Origin of the sequence: Fibrobacter succinogenes subsp. succinogenes S85 (assembly GCF_000146505.1) — a bacterium.
GTDB classification, from domain to species: Bacteria; Fibrobacterota; Fibrobacteria; order Fibrobacterales; family Fibrobacteraceae; genus Fibrobacter; species Fibrobacter succinogenes.
In genome coordinates this window covers 3,103,248-3,120,845 of sequence record NC_017448.1, presented here as the reverse complement: position 1 = coordinate 3,120,845, position 17,598 = coordinate 3,103,248, and the positions used below count along the sequence as shown (strand labels likewise).

Genomic DNA, 17,598 nt, shown 5'->3' with positions numbered 1-17,598 from the left:
TCCTTTGGGCATTCACGATTCGCGCGGGCATTTACCGCACTTACGTATTGTATTCCCTGTCGGGGTGTTCCGCCATCTCGTCCAGTTGAATCTGGTGGATGACCACATGGCCTTCGACAAGGCTCTTTTGCACATCGATAATGCGCTGGTTCCAGGAACCTCTGAACTTAATGTCCAGGGACTTCTTCGCCATGACAAACGGACCGTCGATGAGGATGTCCGCAAACGTGAGCAGTTCAAAAAGCTCCGGCTTTTCGGGCGTAAGCTTCATCAGCTGTTCGTACGTGTATCCCGTAAAAATCACGAGATTGAGACCGCGTTCCTTGATTTCGCGGGCAAGCGGAATAAGTGCCGCCGCCTGGTCCATCGGATCGCCTCCGCTAAACGTCACGCCATCGAGCAGCGGATTTTCCTTGATCATTGTGATGATCGCTTCGCGCTCGATAAAGTGTCCGCCCTCAAAATCATGAGTCTGCGGATTCTGGCAACCCGGGCAGTTGTGGTGACAGCCCTGAGTAAACACAGTCAAGCGGATTCCGGGACCGTCCACGAATGATTCGGGCTCAATCCCTGCAATCCGCAGTGGAGGATATTCATCCATCTTATACGCCGTGCTTTACGCGATCGTTGACTTCAGCGCGCTTGGCATTGTTGAAACGGTCAACTGTACCGACGAGGTAACCCGTAATGCGGCGGATACGTTCGAATCCAACACCTTCACCATACTGAGAGAGTTCTTTTTCTGACATTTTTTGCACTCCTTGTTTGCGGCTTCGCCGCAGTTGGCAGAACTTAGTTGGCAGAACTTAGTCTAAGTTCTAAGCTCTAAGTTCTAAGTTCTACTTACCTAATCCCTCTAAATGCGGGCATTCCAGGGAATTTCTTTCTAAGTTCTTCGAGCTTTTCGCAAGAGATGGCATGGCCTTCGCTACGTCCGCAGCGCGGGCAAACATCGCCAATCACGCCCACGAATCCGCAAACCGGGTCGCGGTCCACCGGATGGTTGATGCTTCCGTAACCAATACCCACCTTTGCCATGTGCTTCACAATCTTTTCGAAAGCGTCCAAGTTCTGCGTCGGGTCGCCATCAAGTTCGATGTAGCTGATGTGGCCAGCGTTAGTAAGCGCATGGTACGGGGCTTCCAGCGAGAGCTTCTTGAAAGCCGAAATCTTGTAGTAAACCGGCACGTGGAAAGAGTTGGTGTAGTAATCGCGGTCGGTAACGCCCGGGATAATGCCAAATTTCTTCTTGTCCATGCGCACAAAGCGGCCAGAGAGGCCTTCAGCCGGCGTTGCAAGCAAGCTGAAGTTGAGGCCAAGGCGTTCGGATTCCTTGTCGCAGAATTCGCGCATGTGACCGATAATCTTGAGGCCGAGTTCCTGAGAAGCTTCGGATTCGCCGTGATGCTTGCCCGTAAGCATCACCAAGGTTTCGGCAAGGCCGATAAAGCCAATCGAAAGTGTTCCATGCTTGATGACTTCACCCACCGGTATCTTCCCAGCCGAGCTTGTCGGAATCAATCCACACACCCTGTCCCATGAGGAACGGGAAGTTCTTGACCTTGCGGCGGCTCTGCACGGCAAAGCGTTCCATGAGCTGGTCGCTCACGAGCTGAAGCATGCGGTCGAGTTCCTTGAAGAACAAGTCCACGGACTTCATCTTGATGGCAATACGCGGGAGGTTAATCGAGGTAAAGCTCAAGTTGCCACGGCCGTAAGAGATTTCGCGGCTCGGGTCGTAATGGTTGCCAATCACGCGGGTACGGCAGCCCATGTACGAAATTTCGGTTTCCGGATGACCCGGCTTGTAGTACTGCAGGTTGTACGGAGCGTCCTGGAAGCTAAAGTTCGGGAACAGGCGCTTGGCACTCACGCGGCAGGCGAGCTTGAACAAGTCGTAGTTCGGTTCGCCCGGATTGAGGTTGATGCCGTCCTTGACGCGGAAAATCTGGATCGGGAAGATAGCCGTTTCACCACCGCCGAGGCCTTCTTCGGTCGTGAGGAGCAAGTTCTTCATGACCATGCGGGCTTCCGGTTCCGTGCACATACCATAGTTGATGCTAGAGAACGGAGTCTGGGCACCAGCGCGGCTGTGCATGGAGTTCAAGTTGTGGACAAAAGCTTCCATGGCCTGGAACGTTGCCTTGTCAGTTTCTTCGTAAGCCATCTTTTCGGCAAACTTCTGGGCGTTCTTTACCGTTTCGGCGTCATAAGTTTTGGAAAGTTCGTGGGCTTCAGTTGTCTGGAACTTTTCATTCGGCACGAGCGTTGCCACCATGCCCATTTCAGCCATTTCGCTGTGGAGCTTTTTCACCACCGGCTGAATTTCTTCTTCGGTCTTGCCCGTCAAAAGCATGAGAGCCTTGACCATGTTCGAAAGGTAAGCCTTGCGGTACGTGATGCGCACACCGTTTGCCATGGCGTAATCGAAGTTCGGCACGGACTGTCCACCGTGCTGGTCGTTCTGGTTACTCTGAATGGCGATAGCGGCCAAAGCGGCGTAGCTGCGGATATCCTTCGGTTCACGCAAGTGACCGTGACCTGTGTTGAAGCCATTCTTGAACAACTTAATGAGGTCAATCTGGCAGCAGGTCATCGTAAGAGAATAGAAATCGAGGTCATGGATGTGAATGTCACCATCCATGTGAGCGCGGCTGTGTTCCGGCTTGAGCATCATCATCGTATAGAAGTGCTTAGCGGATTCGGAACCGTACTTGAGCATGGTACCCATGGCCGTATCGCCATCGATATTGGCATTTTCGCGCTTGAGGTCGGATTCCTTGGCAGAGCTGAACGTAATGTCATGAAGCGTCTGCATGAGGCGGGTGTTGACTTCACGTACGCGAGTACGTTCGGCACGATACAAGATATAGCTCTTGGCGGTATCGGCGTAACCACCTTCGGTCAAAGCCTTTTCAACAGCATCCTGAATTTCTTCGATGTCCGGCTTGGTCTTATTTTCGGCTTCCAAGTGGCCTACAGCTTCGGCAGCAACCTTGAGAGCGACGTTCGTCAAAAGGTCATCACTTCCAAGCAAATTCATCTGGGCTTGGGAAGCCTTGATCTGTTCATCCAGTTCGCCAGAGGCTCTAAAAGCCTTGATTACGGCATCAGCAATCTTTTCGATGTTGAACGGCATCTCGCGGCCGTCGCGCTTTTTGACAGTAAAAATCATCTAAAAAAAACCTTCAATTCCCGTTTCCTCAAATATAGTCAAATTTCTCCGATTTTACTATATCTTGTGTTCAAGATCGAACCACACCCACAAGATGTAGGTCGACATCACTACAAGTATAATAAATCTTAGTCCAATTTGGAAGACTTTTTGCACGTAAGATGTAATTTTTTTATAATATTTCCTCAACTTATCAACAAGAAAAAATAATGAACAATCAAATCACAATTCTTCTATCGCATCCGAACATTTCTAACTCCATGTTCAACAAACACTTAGTGGATATCAACAGAAAAAATCCCAATTTTGTGTTTCACCACCTTGACAAAAACCGAGTTAATGGCTACTTCGACCTGGAGGCCGAAAAAAAATTGTTGAGGGAGTCCAAGGCGATCGTTTGGCAGTTCCCTATATATTGGTACAACTCCCCCTCGAGCTTGCGCGACTGGCAAGACCAAATTATGAGCCCGATTGTCTACAGCGCGGACAACTTCTTGAAGGGAATGCCCGTACGCGTTGTATTTACAGCAGGCGCAGCCGCAGAACACTACACCCACGAAGGTCTCAACCGCTACACCGCCGAAGAAATGCTCATCCCGTTCGAAATGACCGCGAACGCCGCCGGCATGAAATGGTTTAAGCCGCTTGGATTCTACGGATGCAGCCCGGATATGACAAAAGCCGCCCTCGAAAAGGCGGCCAAGGAATATGAAGAAAGTCTGTTAGAACTACTTTAGTTCATAAACGACGCGGACAGAAGCGCTTACCTCGACGGAGTCGGCAATTGCGGTTTCGTCGGGAGCGGCGGCACCGTCCATCATGGCATTAGCCGCAAGCATGACGCCCTTGGCACGGTAGACACGATTGTACTGGTTGTAGATGATTCCGCCGCCTTCGCCATTGATTTGAAGAACGCGACCGAGCTTTGCACCAACGCCTTCGGCATAGTCATTAGCCTTGGCCGTTGCCTTTTTACCCGCCGCCTTGATGACCGTAGACTGCACCGCATCGACATCCTTGAGCTGGGCGGACGTGCGCTGGATTTCGACATCCGGTTCCGAAGAAAGCGCCTGCACGAGAGCGGCGGCATCAATCTTACGGTTCACCGTAATCACAAAGCTCTGCGTGGCCACGTAACCGACGAGTTCACGCTTGCTATTGCGATAAGACCATTCCTTGTGAATTTCAACGCTGTTCTGTTCCACGTTGGACTGCGGAATTTCAAGCGATTTCACATTCTCGAAGATCACGGAACGACGTTCTGCCAAGCGCTTGGAAACCGATTCCTTGTCCTTGCCGCGGATTTCGAGGCTAAAACCCATTTCGAACTTGTCGGCGGCAAATTTCTTGGTTTCAGAAGCCGAAACTTCGATGCGCGGGACTTCGAATGCAACCGCTCCGTTAGATGCAGCCACAGGAACAGCAGCCGGTTCCGCCTTCACGACGCGGATGAGAACGCACACGCAGACGATTAGCAGTACGAGATAGATGATATTGAGCAATTTTGAGATCATCGTTAAGCCCTCTTTTTAATGTTTTGAATTTAAAATAGTCATTTTCCAAGCAAAAGACCACTTTACTGGAGTTCGACGACGTAATTAATCCTAGCACCGACCGTGACGGAATCTGCGATTGCTCTAGATGGAGGAGGCATGTCGTTACCAAGCACAATGCCCCCGCCATAAGACTTTGGAGCTAACTTTCCCCGATATTCATTCCAATATTCCCGTGATACCATTCCATCATCAACATCAACGATCTTGCCAACTTTCATGCCAAGCCCAGCAGCAAAAGCTTCCGCTTTTTCCATCGCCTTTTGGCTTGTCAAAATTTCAATTTCCGCAGTCAACGAATCCCTATTTTTGAGTTTCGGCGTAACACCAGAGAACTCGACATCTCGTTCCTGAGCAAGCACATTCACTAGCGCACTAGCAACGTCCATAGATTTTACATAAACCTTAAAGCATTTGGAAGCCGAGTACCCACCAAATTCGCCCAATGAACGTACTTTTGCCATCGGTCTTGTTCTATTCTTTTGGAGTTTTATATCAAAATCATCAACGTCGGTTCGCGGAACATCTAAGGAATCCAAACGTTCAAGAATAGAGACTCTACGTTTTTCCATCAACTCATACAAACTTTTTTTATTTGTACCAACTATTTCAAGAGTAAAATTTGCTTCAAATTCATCAGCGGCGTACTTGCGTTCTTCATTATTGTGAACGAAAAGCACTACAGGTTCATTAGAAGATTCGGCCTTTTCATTGGAAAGCAACTCCATTTCAAGACTCAACCTAGCTTCAATCTCTACGGAATCAGCTTTTTCGAACCACCAATAACGATCCTGGTCCACATTTCCATTCGCCATCAAGATTTTTCCTAGTTTGCCGCCAGCACCTTGTGCATAATTTTCAGCCTTCGCAAGCGCTTTGTCACACACATTCTTGACGACTTTAGCCTGCAAAGCGGCCATATCCTTTAACTGAGGTTCCGATCTTTTGATTTCAAAATCAGGCTCTGCCGAAAGAAGCTGTATAAAATCTTTTTTCAACTGCTTTGTCCCTACGTGAACCTTAAATTTTTGACTTGAACTAAAACCAAGAAACGAACGCTTCCCCGGATTTGCATACTGATAATCATAATCCCATTCCTTGGAAAGCTCAATACTAGATTGTTCCACATTCGATTCAGAAATGCCAACAGACTTCAGGATTTCAAACAAGCGATTTCGTTTTTCACCCATCTTACGATAAAGAACTTTTTTATCGGTACCAACCATGGAAAGTTCAACCGACAGAACATACTCGTCAGCAGCAAACTTTTTCGACTCCCTAGCAAAAACAGCAACCTTCGGCACCGAAGATTTATTTCCTTCGGCAAACTCCGAAGAACCCGATACCGCCGAATTTTTTCGCATTTCCGCCACATCGCTTTGCTGCCCGAGTTTCATCGAAAGAATCAGGCATACAAACGCAAGCACAATGATGACGATGTACGAAATCTTGTTCTGCATATATTTCTCCTTTTTTTAAACATCCACAAAAACAAAAACCGCAGGCGAATCATCCCTGCGGAATTCATTCAACGATAAACTACTTAATTTCTTATTTGTAATTCAGAAAAATTAAGTTTACTTCAGTCATTCTTATTTGCGTTTTGCGCAAACAACATTCGCCACAAAATTCACAACAAGTGCCACAACGATAGTGGTAGTCATGCTGATGAAGGGCAACCACGGCCAGCTAAAGATGCCGCCGAAGACAGCTTTCACGCCAAACGCAGGGATTCCCTGGAACAAGACGAGGCTAGCCATACCGCAAAGCACTGCGACAATCACAACCCAGGCGCGTAACGCCTTTTCAGCAGTTCCAAAGACCTTATCCGCAAAGAACGCGAGGAGGAACATGCCAAGAAGCGGCCCTGTGAAAAGCCCTGTAAAGAAGATGGCGTTCTTAAGAAGGCTCCCCTGCTGTGTTGCGGCAAAGAGCGCAAAGAACACGCCGAGCACGCCCCAGACGACCGTCCAGATTTTAGCACGCTTGAGCCCGCCCATTCCCGCAGATTCGTCCCAGCCGAGGAAATCGCGCTCGGACGTATTGCTAAGCGAATTGATGGCGCCCGAAAGACTGCTCATGGCCGCTGCACAAATGGCAGCGACAATCAAGCCCGTCACGCCAGACGGGAGCGCATTTACAATAAAGTACGGGAACACGTCATTCTGTCCGAGACCTTCAGGGAGCGTAGCAACCTGAGATTTCTTGTAAAACACAAAGAGTGCAGCCCCCACCCAATAAAAGAGAATCGAGACCGCGCAACCGAGCACCATCGAAAGCACACTTGAACGGTTTGCCGCCTTCACGTCCTTGCAGCTGAGGTAGCGCTGCACAAACTGCTGGTCGCAACCACGAATGGCAATTTCTAGAATTGCATACGCAAAGCCCGCCGAGATGAGCGTGCGCGCATTCGAAACATCCATCGATGGATTCCACCAACGAGTCTTGCCCGCTTCGCTGGCGAGCGTCGCCATTTCGCCAAAGCCACCCACTTGATTTGCGATAATCAAAAGCACAAGCACGCCACCGCCAAAGAACACGCAGAATTGCATCACGTCGGTCCAAATGACCGCCTTAATGCCGCCAAACCACGTGTAGAAAATCGCAATCGCAGCAGAAACGATAATTGCAAGTTTCAAATCGATGTGCAAAGTCTGCGCAAGCACAAGCGAGGGCGCGTAAAGCAATATGCCCGTGCGCAAAAGCAAATGCAAGCAGTAAAAGACAGCAGCCAAACGGCGCACCGAGCGGCTCCCAAAACGCACTTCAAAAAGTTCATAAGCGCTCGAAATACCAGACGTGCGGAAACGCGGGATAAAAACAAAGCCCACCACAAAAATGCTCAATAGCGCACCAATCTGGAACATCAAAAATGTCATGTCGTCGCCATAGACATCGGCTGGAGCGCCCAAGAATGTCGTCGCACTCACGGAAGTTGCAATAAGGCTAATGCCCACGGCCACCCACGGCATCGAGCCGCCACCGAACATGTATTCCTTGAGGTTCTTGTTGCCACGAGAAACCCAGAGCCCAATCGCAAGCGAGAGGAGCAAGTAAGCGAATAAGACAATCCAATCAAGAGCAGTGAACATAGGTTAGTAGGAAGTTAGAAGTAGGAAGTGGTTAGTGGCTGGTGGTTAGTGGTTAGGGAGACGCTGTTTAAAAAATCTAGTTGGCAGAACTTAGCCCGCTTCGCTCTTAGAACTTAGTGTTTTCTTTTTAGAGAGAAGGAAGTGTTCTAAGTTCTAAGTTCTAAGTTCTAAGTTCTAAGTTCTAAGTTCTAAGTTCTAAGTTCTAAGCTCTAAACAGCTCCCACCGCTTCAGTTTCAACGGTTTCAAAACGCACGACCTGGTTGCGGCCGCCATCCTTTGCCTTGTAGAGAGCCTGGTCCGCATTGTTCACCGCCTTCTTCATGTCCGAGAACTCCGGTTCCACAAGGAAGGCGCCAATGCTGACCGTCACACGCAGCGGGTCCGTCAAATGCACGTTGAATTCAAGCTTGCCCACCGCCTTGCGGATGCGTTCAGCCGTTTCAATCATGCCTTCCGGAGTCGTATCGACGAGAGCCACCACAAATTCTTCACCGCCATAGCGAGCCACGACGTCAATTTCCTTGCGGATTTCACCGCTAATCGCCGTTGCAATACCCTTAATCACTTCGTCACCAACCGGGTGTCCATACGTATCGTTCACGCGCTTGAAGTGGTCAATGTCCATCATCAAGACGCCGATGTTATACTTCTTGCGGTCGGCACGCACCTTTTCAGTGCGGAGCGCTTCTTGCAGAGAGCGGTGGTTCATGAGTCCCGTGAGACCGTCGCGCGTCGCAAGGTCCTTGTCCTTTTCAACCTGGAGCGCACGGGCATAAGCAAAACCTGCGACACCGGCAAAAGCCTTGAGGAGTTTCTTTTCGTGATCCTGGTAGCGGTTCGTGTAACGGCTTTCAAGGCAGATGGCAAGTTCAGCCGTCTTTGCATCCGGTTCAGAAGCCACCGGCATTACAAACAACTGACGCAATTCCATATTGCGCTTTTCAGAATCGTTCAGGCGCGGCACGTAATCGGCATAGCCCGAAGTAAACGAACGGAACACCGGACGGTTCCTCATGAGAGCAAGCACAAAGATGCCCTTATCGGACAACGTAAAGCGTTTATCGACAAACTGTTCGGAATCCACACCCACGCAGTAAACGACTCGGCCAGCGCATTCCTTCGGTTTGTCCAACGCCAAAATCGTCAAGCGGTCGAACGGCATGTTCTCCTTGACATATTCAAACATTTGCTTGTAGATATCCTTCACCGTCATGGTCTGGAAGAACTTGCGCTGGTAGCGGTAAAGCACGCTGAACTGTTGCTGTTCAATGTAGTTCTGTGCAGAAACGTAGCTCTTGAAGCTCACCATGTACATCACATGAGCCATGAACGTAAGGGCCTGAACATCAACTTCCTTAAAGGCGTTCGGATGCAAGGAATCCACCAAGATAGCACCAAAGCGGCGATCATCACGGTCCAGGAGCGGAACACCCACCAAGGAACGGATCTTGCGGTTTTCAATGTAGTACGGGAGACGCTTGCTCACAAGCACGTCGCCTTCCAAAATGCGAGACACGCCCGGACGCAAGAGCTGGCTCATAACGCCCATGTTTTCAGAAATCTTTGCGCCTGTATCGATGCAGTTCGGAATATCACTCTGGAACGTTCTCAGGCGAAGCTCGTTAGCGCTACCGCCACTCATAAAAATCATAAACGTATTTGCATCGGGCATGAGCAGCTTGAGACAGCGCAGCATATCGCCAAACGCCTTGTCGACATCCGAGTTTGCACGGGACCAGATCTGGTTCACGCGAAGCGAGGAATTCGGCTCGTTCGTATCCATCTTGACGTCGTTCGTAAACTCGTTGCGGATATCCGGAGACACAACCGGTGTAATAGCGGTCGTGCGCTTGCTACTCTTAATCACAGGAATAACAGTCGTACCCGTCGGGAGGCTTGGACGATTCAAGACGGCAAGTGAAAATGCGACAACAGCAAAGGGGATAAGGAAAAGGAACATGCCCCCCTGAATAGCAAGACCGAGCAAAGCTCCGGCGACAACAAATAAAATCTCGGATACGGACATACAACCCTCTACAAGCGGAATGATCGATATAACATTACAAACGCGAGACCGGCATAAATGAAGTGACTGTTCCACGCCGCCCAGAACGGCGACAGAGCCCCGTTTTCACCCATCTTAAGCCCAATTCTCTCTAGAATATAATAGCTAAATACAAGCAACAAGCCAACACCAAATTTCTGGGAAAGGCCCCCTGAACGGCTATACCTGTGGCAAAGCGCCGCCCCGATCAAAAGGACAATCAAGTTCATCCAGTGTGCCGAATACTTAAACTGTAAAGCGGTCTCCATCGCACGGGTGTCTTCACCCGAACGGCGCAGCACATCAATACGCGCCTTGACCATCTTGGAATCCATTTCGTCAGGAAGCTGACGTTCGTTAATCAAGTCGTTCGGATGCGTATTTACCTTGCCCTTCATGCTCTTTTGCCGGACAGGGAATACATCGACAGAACCATCCTTCTTGAATACGCGGTGGAACCCGTTTTCAAAGCGCCAGAACCCATCTTTGGTCACCGAATCCTTTTCAATCCAGCGGATAGAACGGACATCGTAACGTTCGACCAGGCGCCCACGCTCACGCACCAGCAGGACAACGTCTCGGCCCAGTTTGTTCTTGCCCGAATAGTGTTTGAAGAACCAGCTGTTCTTTTCGCTATCGATAAACGTAAAGTCCTGTTTTTCCTTGATGCGCGGGTTCTTGCGTTTCTGCGCATTTGTCTCCATGATTTCAAAGCGCTTGTGGTTTGCATCCGGGAGCCAGTGTTCGCTCATTTCGTACGAACCAATCGACATGAGGACGCCCAAAAAGAATATCGGCAAAAGCGTCTTGAATGGGCTCTGTCCAGAGCTTTGCATCGCACTCATTTCCAGATGGCGCGCCATATTGCCCACCGAGGCAAGTACTGCAATAAACAAGGCTACCGGGGTAATCAAGTACAAAATATACGGAAGGTAACTCAAGTAGTAATCGGTCACCGCCTTCATATCGCGGGAAAGCCAAGTCTTGATATTACCGACAAAGTCAATCACCACAAAAATAAGCACAGCACCGCAAACCACGATGAGGAACATCTTCAGGAAGTTCCAGATAAGATAACGAGAGAACTTCATCAGAACAACTCCGCGATTTTACCGAAAATACGACCGAAGAAACGGCCAATCGCCCTAAAGACTACAAAGCGTCCCAAGGACCTAAAGAACCGCTTGACTTTGGAATCGCCAGAGAACCGGTCGCGCACCATCGCACGTGTAAGGAGGATGCCAACGGCACCGATAATGATATTTGAAATCCACATGGCAAGTTCCGGAGAGACAATCAGGCGGTCCGCAAGGTTTTCGCCACCGATGAGGCAAATCCAGTAAATGACAAAGAACGCGAGACTGTAGAGAATGCCCGTGCCAATGCCGCCCTTGCGCGCCATGATTCCAAGCGGAGCTCCAATCAGGACAAAAATGAAGCACGCAAACGCCGTACTGAACTTCTTGTGAATTTCAACCATGTACTGCGCGGCTCGCTTGAGTTCGCCTTCCATGCGGCCCCAGGCGCGTTCCGTCGCGCGAAGCGATGCCGCCTCCTGCACGCGAATTTTGCGGAGTCCCTGGACAAACTGCATAGAATCGGCCATCGGCACGCCACTTGCTTCTGCCGGGAGAATTGAATCGCCCACGACGAGATCACGAATGCGCATCAGAGTCGGCAAACGGCGAGTCTTGGCCTGCACGGATGCGGTATCAAATTTTTCACGGGCATCCGTCACCACATCCCACATCATCTCGACCGGCATTTCGCGGTCACTGCGGTAGCTCCTGCTGCGGCGTTCCAGGCGGTCATCCACGTTCTGCATAGCCAAATCCTGCGAGAAGAAGCGGATGCGGAAATAATTGTCGGAATCGTCCGGATCGACGAGATGCGTTTCGCCACTGCGGAGACGGAGCATAAGAGTAGCCCCATTGTCCACATAGTCCATCGAGGCGCTATCGGCATAGACAATACGCGGAGCGCCCTTCTTTTCCATTTCAAAAATTTGAATACCGTACAGCGTACCCGACACAGGATCGATGCGGTTCACCCAGAGTTGAACGCCCGGGAACTGCGTAATGAGTCGCCCGGCATCGATAAACACGTGAGGTTTCTTGCGAGACACCGCATTCATGAGTTCCACGGACCTATGGTTTGCTTCCGGGAGCACCCAGTTATTGAACACAACCATCAAAACGGAGAGAAGCAGCGCCACAAGCAACACCGGTCGCATGAGCGACAAAGGCGAAATACCCGCCGCCTTGACAGCCGTAATTTCCTGATCCCCCGACATGCGGCCAAACGTCATAAGGCTTGCGACAAGCACCGCCATCGGAATCGAAAGCGAAAGCATCCACGCCAAGTTCAGCACAAAAATTTCAAGAACCGTAGATGTAGGCAGCCCCTTGGACAACACATTGTCCAAGATTTTGACTAAAAAGTCAACTACAAACAAAAAGGTAATGCCAAAGAGCGAAGCCAAAAAAGGCCCAATCAGCTCTTTCAAGACATAGCGGACTAAAATCATTTTTCTCTAGAGTCGTTTTTTTCTACTTTACAGCATGAAAGTTAGAATTAACCAAAGAAAAAAAATGAAAAATCTTTTCAAGTGTACCCTGTTCGTTCCTTTTTTCCTTTATATGGCAACTGTGATGGGTTGTTCGACAGCCTCTACCAAGAAAACGACCCATACGGAATGGTGCAAAGCACGTTACGAAGCAGCAGAGAAACTCTTCAAGGCCAAAAAATATGGCCGAGCCACCGAAAGACTGGAAGAAATCCTTTCTACCTGTGCAGGGTCGGGCTACATGGAACAGGCTCAGTTCCTGCTCGCCGAAAGCCACTTCAACCTGGAGCAGTGGATTGAAGCCCGTGGCGAATACGGAAGCTTCATCGTGAACTTCCCGGGTTCCCCGTTTGCAGAAACCGCTGAATTCCGCAAAGCCGTTTCTTCGTTCAACATGGATTACAGAATCGACCGTGACGAATCCAACACGACGACCGCCATGAAGGACTTCGAGCGATACCTCGCGAACCACCCGAACACCCCGCTCCGCGACTCCGTCAATTATTACTACAACCTCCTCGTTGACCGCGTGGCCGAAAAGGAATTCCAGACCGGGCGTCTCTACTTGCGCATGGAAAAGCCGCAGGCTGCCGTGATTTATTTCAAGGAATTCTTGGAAACCTACCCCAAGGCGCAGCGCCGCCAGGAAGCACTGTTCCTCATTTCGGACGCCTACACCGACCTTGACCAGTTTGAATCTGCAAGGCAATACCTCGCCACTGCCCAAAACGAAGCAGGCGATAATGTCGAAGTGCTAAAGCGCGTGCAAAAGGCCGAAGAAAAAATCGTCAAGGCCGAAGAAGCCTATGAAAAGCGCCTGAAGAAGGAATCCGAAAAGAAGCGACTCCAGAAAGAAGAAAAGAATTTGGCTAACTAAGCACCCGGATGAAGTTCAGGTCTAGAAATACAGTTTTATTCCTCATGGCGTTGCTGTCGGCAAACGCCCTTGCCGCAAGTGACGAAAAACTGGACCACGACAATTCCATCCTGTCTGTCTTTGTACAGCCCTCGATTTCGTTCATCGGCTTTACCGAGCGCGAATACTTCCAGGATGCTATCGACACCATCTACTACGAATTCAAGGCAACCGCCGTAAACAGCGCCGAATCACTGAATGTGGCCAAGCAAGATTTCCAGAAGGTGAACTTTTGCTTCCCGATTACCGCAGGTATCCAGTGGCAATTCCAGGAAGACCAGTTCCTAAGTGCAGGCATCGGCTTTATTTACGATAACGAATCCGTGGTGTTGACCGACCGCAAGAGCAGCACGCACAGCTACAAGTACACGCTCCAGGGCGTCCCGCTGTTCCTTGAATACCGCCTGGCGCTCCCCAAGAACTTTATCACGCTCAGCACGGGTGGGCTCTTTAGCATCGCCGTTCGCTGGTACTGGGCATTGCCGGGTACAGAAATCTACACGACCTGGGGCAAACTTGAAGCGGAAACTCCGCTTTGGGGTGCTGGTTTTGGCGTAAGCCTCGGCTACCTTTTTGCGAGCTGGAAGAACTTCAAGCTCTATGGCGATATCGGATTCAATTCTATTTCGGTGAAGTCCAATAAAGCGTTCTCTGACATCGTCCCGAACGGTCCGGAAGAAAAAGCAAGGTGGAACCTGGGCGGGATCCAGTTGCAGATTAGAGGATCTTTCGGTTTCTGGAACAAGCCAAAGCCCAAGGATGACGACGACGATGATGACGATGACGGAGAAGGCAAGAAGCCCAAAGTCAAGATTATCGACGATACGAAAAAAGATTCTGTAAAGGTCGATTCTTTGAAGGTCGCCGCACAGGATTCCGCGAAAATCGACACGAGTGTTGTGCAAGATTCCGCAAAAGTCGCAGATTCACTGAAGACTGCAGTGCAAGATTCAGCCGGGACTGCACCGAAAAATGCTCCCGCACCTCAAGACGCGCCCCAAAAGAGCGCGGATCCTGCAAACGTAAAATCAAAAGGTGACTGATGAGTTTTTGGCCGGGGGAAAAATTGCGTTATGCAGAAACGCATTTTAAGTTCAAGCTACCCTGGTCGCTCCTTTACAAGCCGTGGCCCGAAATCATTTTCGATGCACCGTTCCAGTTTGTGCCAGGCGTTGAGCCATACCTTTGGATTGTCGTGCGAGATGCCGACCATTTCCCGACAACAATTAAAAATGCGGAAATCGTTTTAAAATCGCGGACGCAAAATGCGCAACATGATGCACTGCTATTACAAGATGCGCAGCAAAAACAAGATGCGCCGCAACCGGACATCGTCATTTGCAAAGACTTGAATATTGAAGTCCGCGAGCAGATGAAATTTATTCCGCTTGCACTCGGGAAAATTCCGGTTGGTTCGTACGAAGCGCATTGCAAGCTGACCGTTGAACGCGAAGGCAAATCGCAAACGTTTGAGCGCTGGAACTTGCCGAGACTTAAACCTGTTCCGCTCTGCTTCAAGGTCTTAAACGAGAAGCCTCCCATCGCCCCCGGCTACGCCGCAGGCGAAATGCACTGCCACACGCATTATTCTGCAGACCATGTGGAATACGGCGCCACGCCCGAAGTCTTGCAGCTAGCCGCCAAGGCTGTCGGTCTTGATTTTGTGAACTGCACGAACCACGCTTACGATTTTGCATTCACGCAAGAGGACTACACCAAAGAAGCAGACTCGCCCGTTCCAAGATTCCAGAAGTTGCGCGAAGAGATTGCAGCGCTCCCAGTGAAAGATGAAAACGGAAACGACATGCCGCTCATGCTCGCCGGCGAAGAAGTATCTGCAGGGAACAGCAAAGGCGAGAATGTACACATGACTGTCCTCGCCCCCGAAGGTTACCTCCCGGGGCTCGGCGACTGCGGCCGCTATTGGCTTGAGAACAGACCAACGCGCAGCATCAAGCAAATCCTGAACATGACCGAGGCGCACTGCTTCGCAGCGCACCCGTTCCAGCAAATGGGACTCTTGGAAAAGTTCGTGTTCCGCCGCGGTTACTGGAAGCCCGAAGATTTGCAGCTGAAAAACAAGCATTCCATTCGCGGGTTGCAATTCTGGAACGGCATCCGCGATGAAGGTTTCAAGCTCGGCCGAGAATTTTGGATAAATGAGTTAGGCAAAGGCAATTACCTGCTCCCCATCGGCGGGAACGACGCCCACGGTGACTTGAACAGCATGACCGCAGTCGACTTGCCACTTATTTCGCTCAAGCATACACGAGCGCATACCTTCGGGAATGTCCGCACGGTGATTAAAGTAGGAAGTAGGAAGTCGGAAGTAGGAAGTAAAGCGAAACAAGAATCTGCGCTCTCGCTTGCAGACATTAACGCTGCATTCACCGCAGACAACTGCTACATCACAGACGGTCCGGCCCTCTGGTGGGAACGCGACGATAACGGAATCACGTTCCATGCCCGCAGCAACAAAGAAACCGGCGGAGGATTCCGCTACGTCCGCATTTACGGACGCCGCATACAGAGCAACGGCAAGCTCGCCCCCGAAGAAGAAGTGATGATCGGAAGCCAAGTTGCCACCCCCAACCACGCTGACATTCCGGTCGCGACACTTGGATTTGCCTACGTCCGTGCCGAATGCGAAACGGCAACCGGCAAGTTTGCGCTCACGTCGGCGGCACGTATTCAATAACACGGAGAATCATCATGCCCCGCTTTATGTCGCCCATGATTCGCCGCCGACCGGATGCAGACAAACTCGGCACAGACCCGCGTGCAGCCCAAGATTTCGCGCCATCCCCGATTACACGAGACATTGATTTTTCGCAGACCGCGCAGCCTTCAACAGAACAAGGCTCCGAGCAACTCGAAGAACAGCCTCAGATTCCGCCCGATGTCCGCATCAGCGAGGGCGGTTTCAGGCAAATCCGCGACGAGAGTCTCGTGCTTTTGTCTCAGGGAATTTCGCACCGCATCGAGCGCTCTGAAGAAGGCCCGTTCCAAATTTTCGTGGAGCCCGAAAAACGCCGCATGGCGCAATTCCAGATCCGCCTCTACCACCGCGAAAATCCACCGCGCGACGAGAACCCGCCGCTCCCACTAAAATTCACGTTACACCCGCTCTGGGTACTTGCCATTCCCATCGCCTGTACGCTGTTAGATTTTTCAGACATTTCCATCCAGATGCACAACGCAGGCATTGCCGATGCATCAAAAATCTTGCGCGGAGAATGGTGGCGCACAATTACCGCCATGACGCTCCATGCCGATAGCCGCCACCTAGCGAGCAACCTCGTCTCGGGATTCTTAGCGCTGAGCCTGCTACATTACCGCATTCCGCTTGCAAAGCTCGTGCCGTTCCTGGCGGTCGCAAGTGCAGTCGCTAACTTCTTCGTTGCGCTCACAGTGCAGACAAGCTTCCGCTCGCTCGGCTTTTCCGGCTTCGTTTTTGCAACCATCGGTTGCCTCGCCGTCATTGAGTTCCGTCTCATGCCGCGCGAAACGCACGGCCTGCTCCGTCGCTTTGCGCCGCTCTGCGGCGCCGCCTCGCTCGCCGTGTTCCTCGGCCTCGGTGAAAATGCCGACATCCTCGGCCACCTGTACGGTTTCATCGCAGGCCTACTTTGCGGATTCATCCCCAAAAAGAAGACGCTCCGCTGGGGAGCGCCAACAGTCGCAGCCGACATCCTTTGGATTGCCGCCTACTACGCCTTATTTATCATCGGTTGGGTCTTAGCCTTTTAAGCCCTCCACTACTTTTTCTTCTTGGCCTTTTCTTTCACAAGAGCCATCTCTTCAAAGAACTTCGTGAGGACTCTTTTTTCAACTTCTTTTTGCTCTTCCGCAGTGAACTTGCCCTTGCGTTCCTTGTACACGACAGTAAGCTGATCACACTTGGCCTTGTCGTATTCATTCGTCTCGCACTTTATGGCATCCCGCACCATATCGTCCGTGATTTTTTCGACGGAATCTCCGCATGCAGTTAATGAAAATGGCAAAACCACTGTCATTACCAAGAAAAATTTTTTCATGGCGCACCCTCCCATCTTAGGTTGTGTATAAAATCAATATACTTTTTTAAAAAGTCTTTGATTGTAAATAGATTTTTAAGAAGAACTTCATGCGGGCGGGGCCCCAGCTCGGAGTTGCGAAGGCCGCACGGGCCCCTCCCTGCACCCTCCCCATCCTTGGCCGACGCTTTATTCTCTAAACGATTACTTTTTTTCTCTTATTAAAGAATAATTC

At 50.5% G+C, this 17,598-nt stretch carries 14 protein-coding genes and 1 pseudogene; 5 read left to right on the top strand and 10 right to left on the bottom strand.

What is annotated here, in order from left to right:
* Positions 1 to 40: 40 nt before the first annotated feature.
* The 3 genes and pseudogenes from nrdG to FSU_RS12820 all read right to left on the bottom strand — a co-directional run bounded on the left by nrdG (position 41) and on the right by FSU_RS12820 (position 3,175).
* Positions 41 to 601, bottom strand: coding sequence for an anaerobic ribonucleoside-triphosphate reductase activating protein (gene nrdG / locus FSU_RS12830; RefSeq protein WP_014546808.1), 561 nt, complete (start codon positions 599 to 601; stop codon positions 41 to 43).
* Between the two features lies 1 nt (position 602).
* A complete protein-coding gene (nrdD, locus tag FSU_RS16350; protein ID WP_041260231.1) occupies positions 603 to 749 on the bottom strand; it encodes an anaerobic ribonucleoside-triphosphate reductase in 147 nt (48 codons plus the stop codon).
* 94 nt (positions 750 to 843) lie between these two features.
* A pseudogene (locus tag FSU_RS12820) lies at positions 844 to 3,175 on the bottom strand (anaerobic ribonucleoside triphosphate reductase).
* Positions 3,176 to 3,384: 209 nt separating this feature from the next.
* On the opposite strand from FSU_RS12820, the gene FSU_RS12815 reads away from it, so the two are divergent.
* On the top strand, positions 3,385 to 3,912 hold the full coding sequence (locus tag FSU_RS12815; protein ID WP_014546807.1) for an NAD(P)H-dependent oxidoreductase: 528 nt from the start codon (positions 3,385 to 3,387) through the stop codon (positions 3,910 to 3,912).
* On the opposite strand, the gene FSU_RS12810 is transcribed toward FSU_RS12815, so the two are convergent.
* From FSU_RS12810 to FSU_RS12785, 6 genes are all read right to left on the bottom strand, one after another.
* Positions 3,904 to 4,689 carry an SIMPL domain-containing protein gene (locus FSU_RS12810; protein ID WP_015732219.1) on the bottom strand — a complete coding sequence of 262 codons (786 nt, stop codon included), beginning with the start codon at positions 4,687 to 4,689 and terminating at the stop codon, positions 3,904 to 3,906. The two genes, FSU_RS12815 and FSU_RS12810, sit on opposite strands and share 9 nt — an antisense overlap.
* Before the next feature lie 62 nt (positions 4,690 to 4,751).
* Positions 4,752 to 6,188, bottom strand: a complete 1,437-nt coding sequence (locus FSU_RS12805; RefSeq protein WP_014546805.1) for an SIMPL domain-containing protein — start codon at positions 6,186 to 6,188, stop codon at positions 4,752 to 4,754.
* 132 nt (positions 6,189 to 6,320) lie between these two features.
* Positions 6,321 to 7,820: a sodium:solute symporter gene (locus FSU_RS12800; protein ID WP_014546804.1), complete on the bottom strand. Its 1,500-nt coding sequence runs from the start codon at positions 7,818 to 7,820 to the stop codon at positions 6,321 to 6,323.
* Positions 7,821 to 8,029: 209 nt separating this feature from the next.
* Entirely contained in the window at positions 8,030 to 9,847 is a 1,818-nt protein-coding gene (locus tag FSU_RS12795) for a sensor domain-containing diguanylate cyclase (RefSeq protein ID WP_014546803.1), read from the bottom strand.
* An 8-nt stretch (positions 9,848 to 9,855) separates the two neighbouring features.
* Positions 9,856 to 10,956 (bottom strand): LptF/LptG family permease, encoded by a 1,101-nt coding sequence (locus FSU_RS12790; protein WP_014546802.1) that lies wholly within the window; start codon positions 10,954 to 10,956, stop codon positions 9,856 to 9,858.
* A complete protein-coding gene (locus FSU_RS12785; protein ID WP_014546801.1) occupies positions 10,956 to 12,392 on the bottom strand; it encodes an LptF/LptG family permease in 1,437 nt (478 codons plus the stop codon). The genes FSU_RS12790 and FSU_RS12785 overlap by 1 nt, the downstream gene beginning before the upstream one ends.
* 64 nt (positions 12,393 to 12,456) lie before the next feature.
* Between FSU_RS12785 and FSU_RS12780 the strand changes: the two genes are divergently transcribed.
* Genes FSU_RS12780 through FSU_RS12765 form a run of 4 tightly spaced genes read left to right on the top strand, consistent with a single transcriptional unit; the run spans position 12,457 to position 17,097 of the window.
* On the top strand, positions 12,457 to 13,308 hold the full coding sequence (locus FSU_RS12780; protein WP_041917861.1) for an outer membrane protein assembly factor BamD: 852 nt from the start codon (positions 12,457 to 12,459) through the stop codon (positions 13,306 to 13,308).
* Positions 13,309 to 13,316: 8 nt separating this feature from the next.
* Positions 13,317 to 14,390, top strand: a complete 1,074-nt coding sequence (locus FSU_RS12775) for a hypothetical protein (RefSeq protein WP_014546800.1) — start codon at positions 13,317 to 13,319, stop codon at positions 14,388 to 14,390.
* Between the two features lie 23 nt (positions 14,391 to 14,413).
* On the top strand, positions 14,414 to 16,045 hold the full coding sequence (locus FSU_RS12770; RefSeq protein ID WP_244263641.1) for a CehA/McbA family metallohydrolase domain-containing protein: 1,632 nt from the start codon (positions 14,414 to 14,416) through the stop codon (positions 16,043 to 16,045).
* 14 nt (positions 16,046 to 16,059) lie between these two features.
* Complete coding sequence (locus FSU_RS12765; protein ID WP_014546798.1) at positions 16,060 to 17,097, top strand: rhomboid family intramembrane serine protease; 1,038 nt, start codon at positions 16,060 to 16,062, stop codon at positions 17,095 to 17,097.
* Between the two features lie 8 nt (positions 17,098 to 17,105).
* Here FSU_RS12765 and FSU_RS12760 read toward each other — a convergent pair whose 3' ends face one another.
* The gene (locus FSU_RS12760) at positions 17,106 to 17,384 is read right to left on the bottom strand and encodes a hypothetical protein (RefSeq protein WP_014546797.1); all 279 of its coding nucleotides are present in this window, start codon (positions 17,382 to 17,384) and stop codon (positions 17,106 to 17,108) included.
* Positions 17,385 to 17,598: the final 214 nt, after the last annotated feature.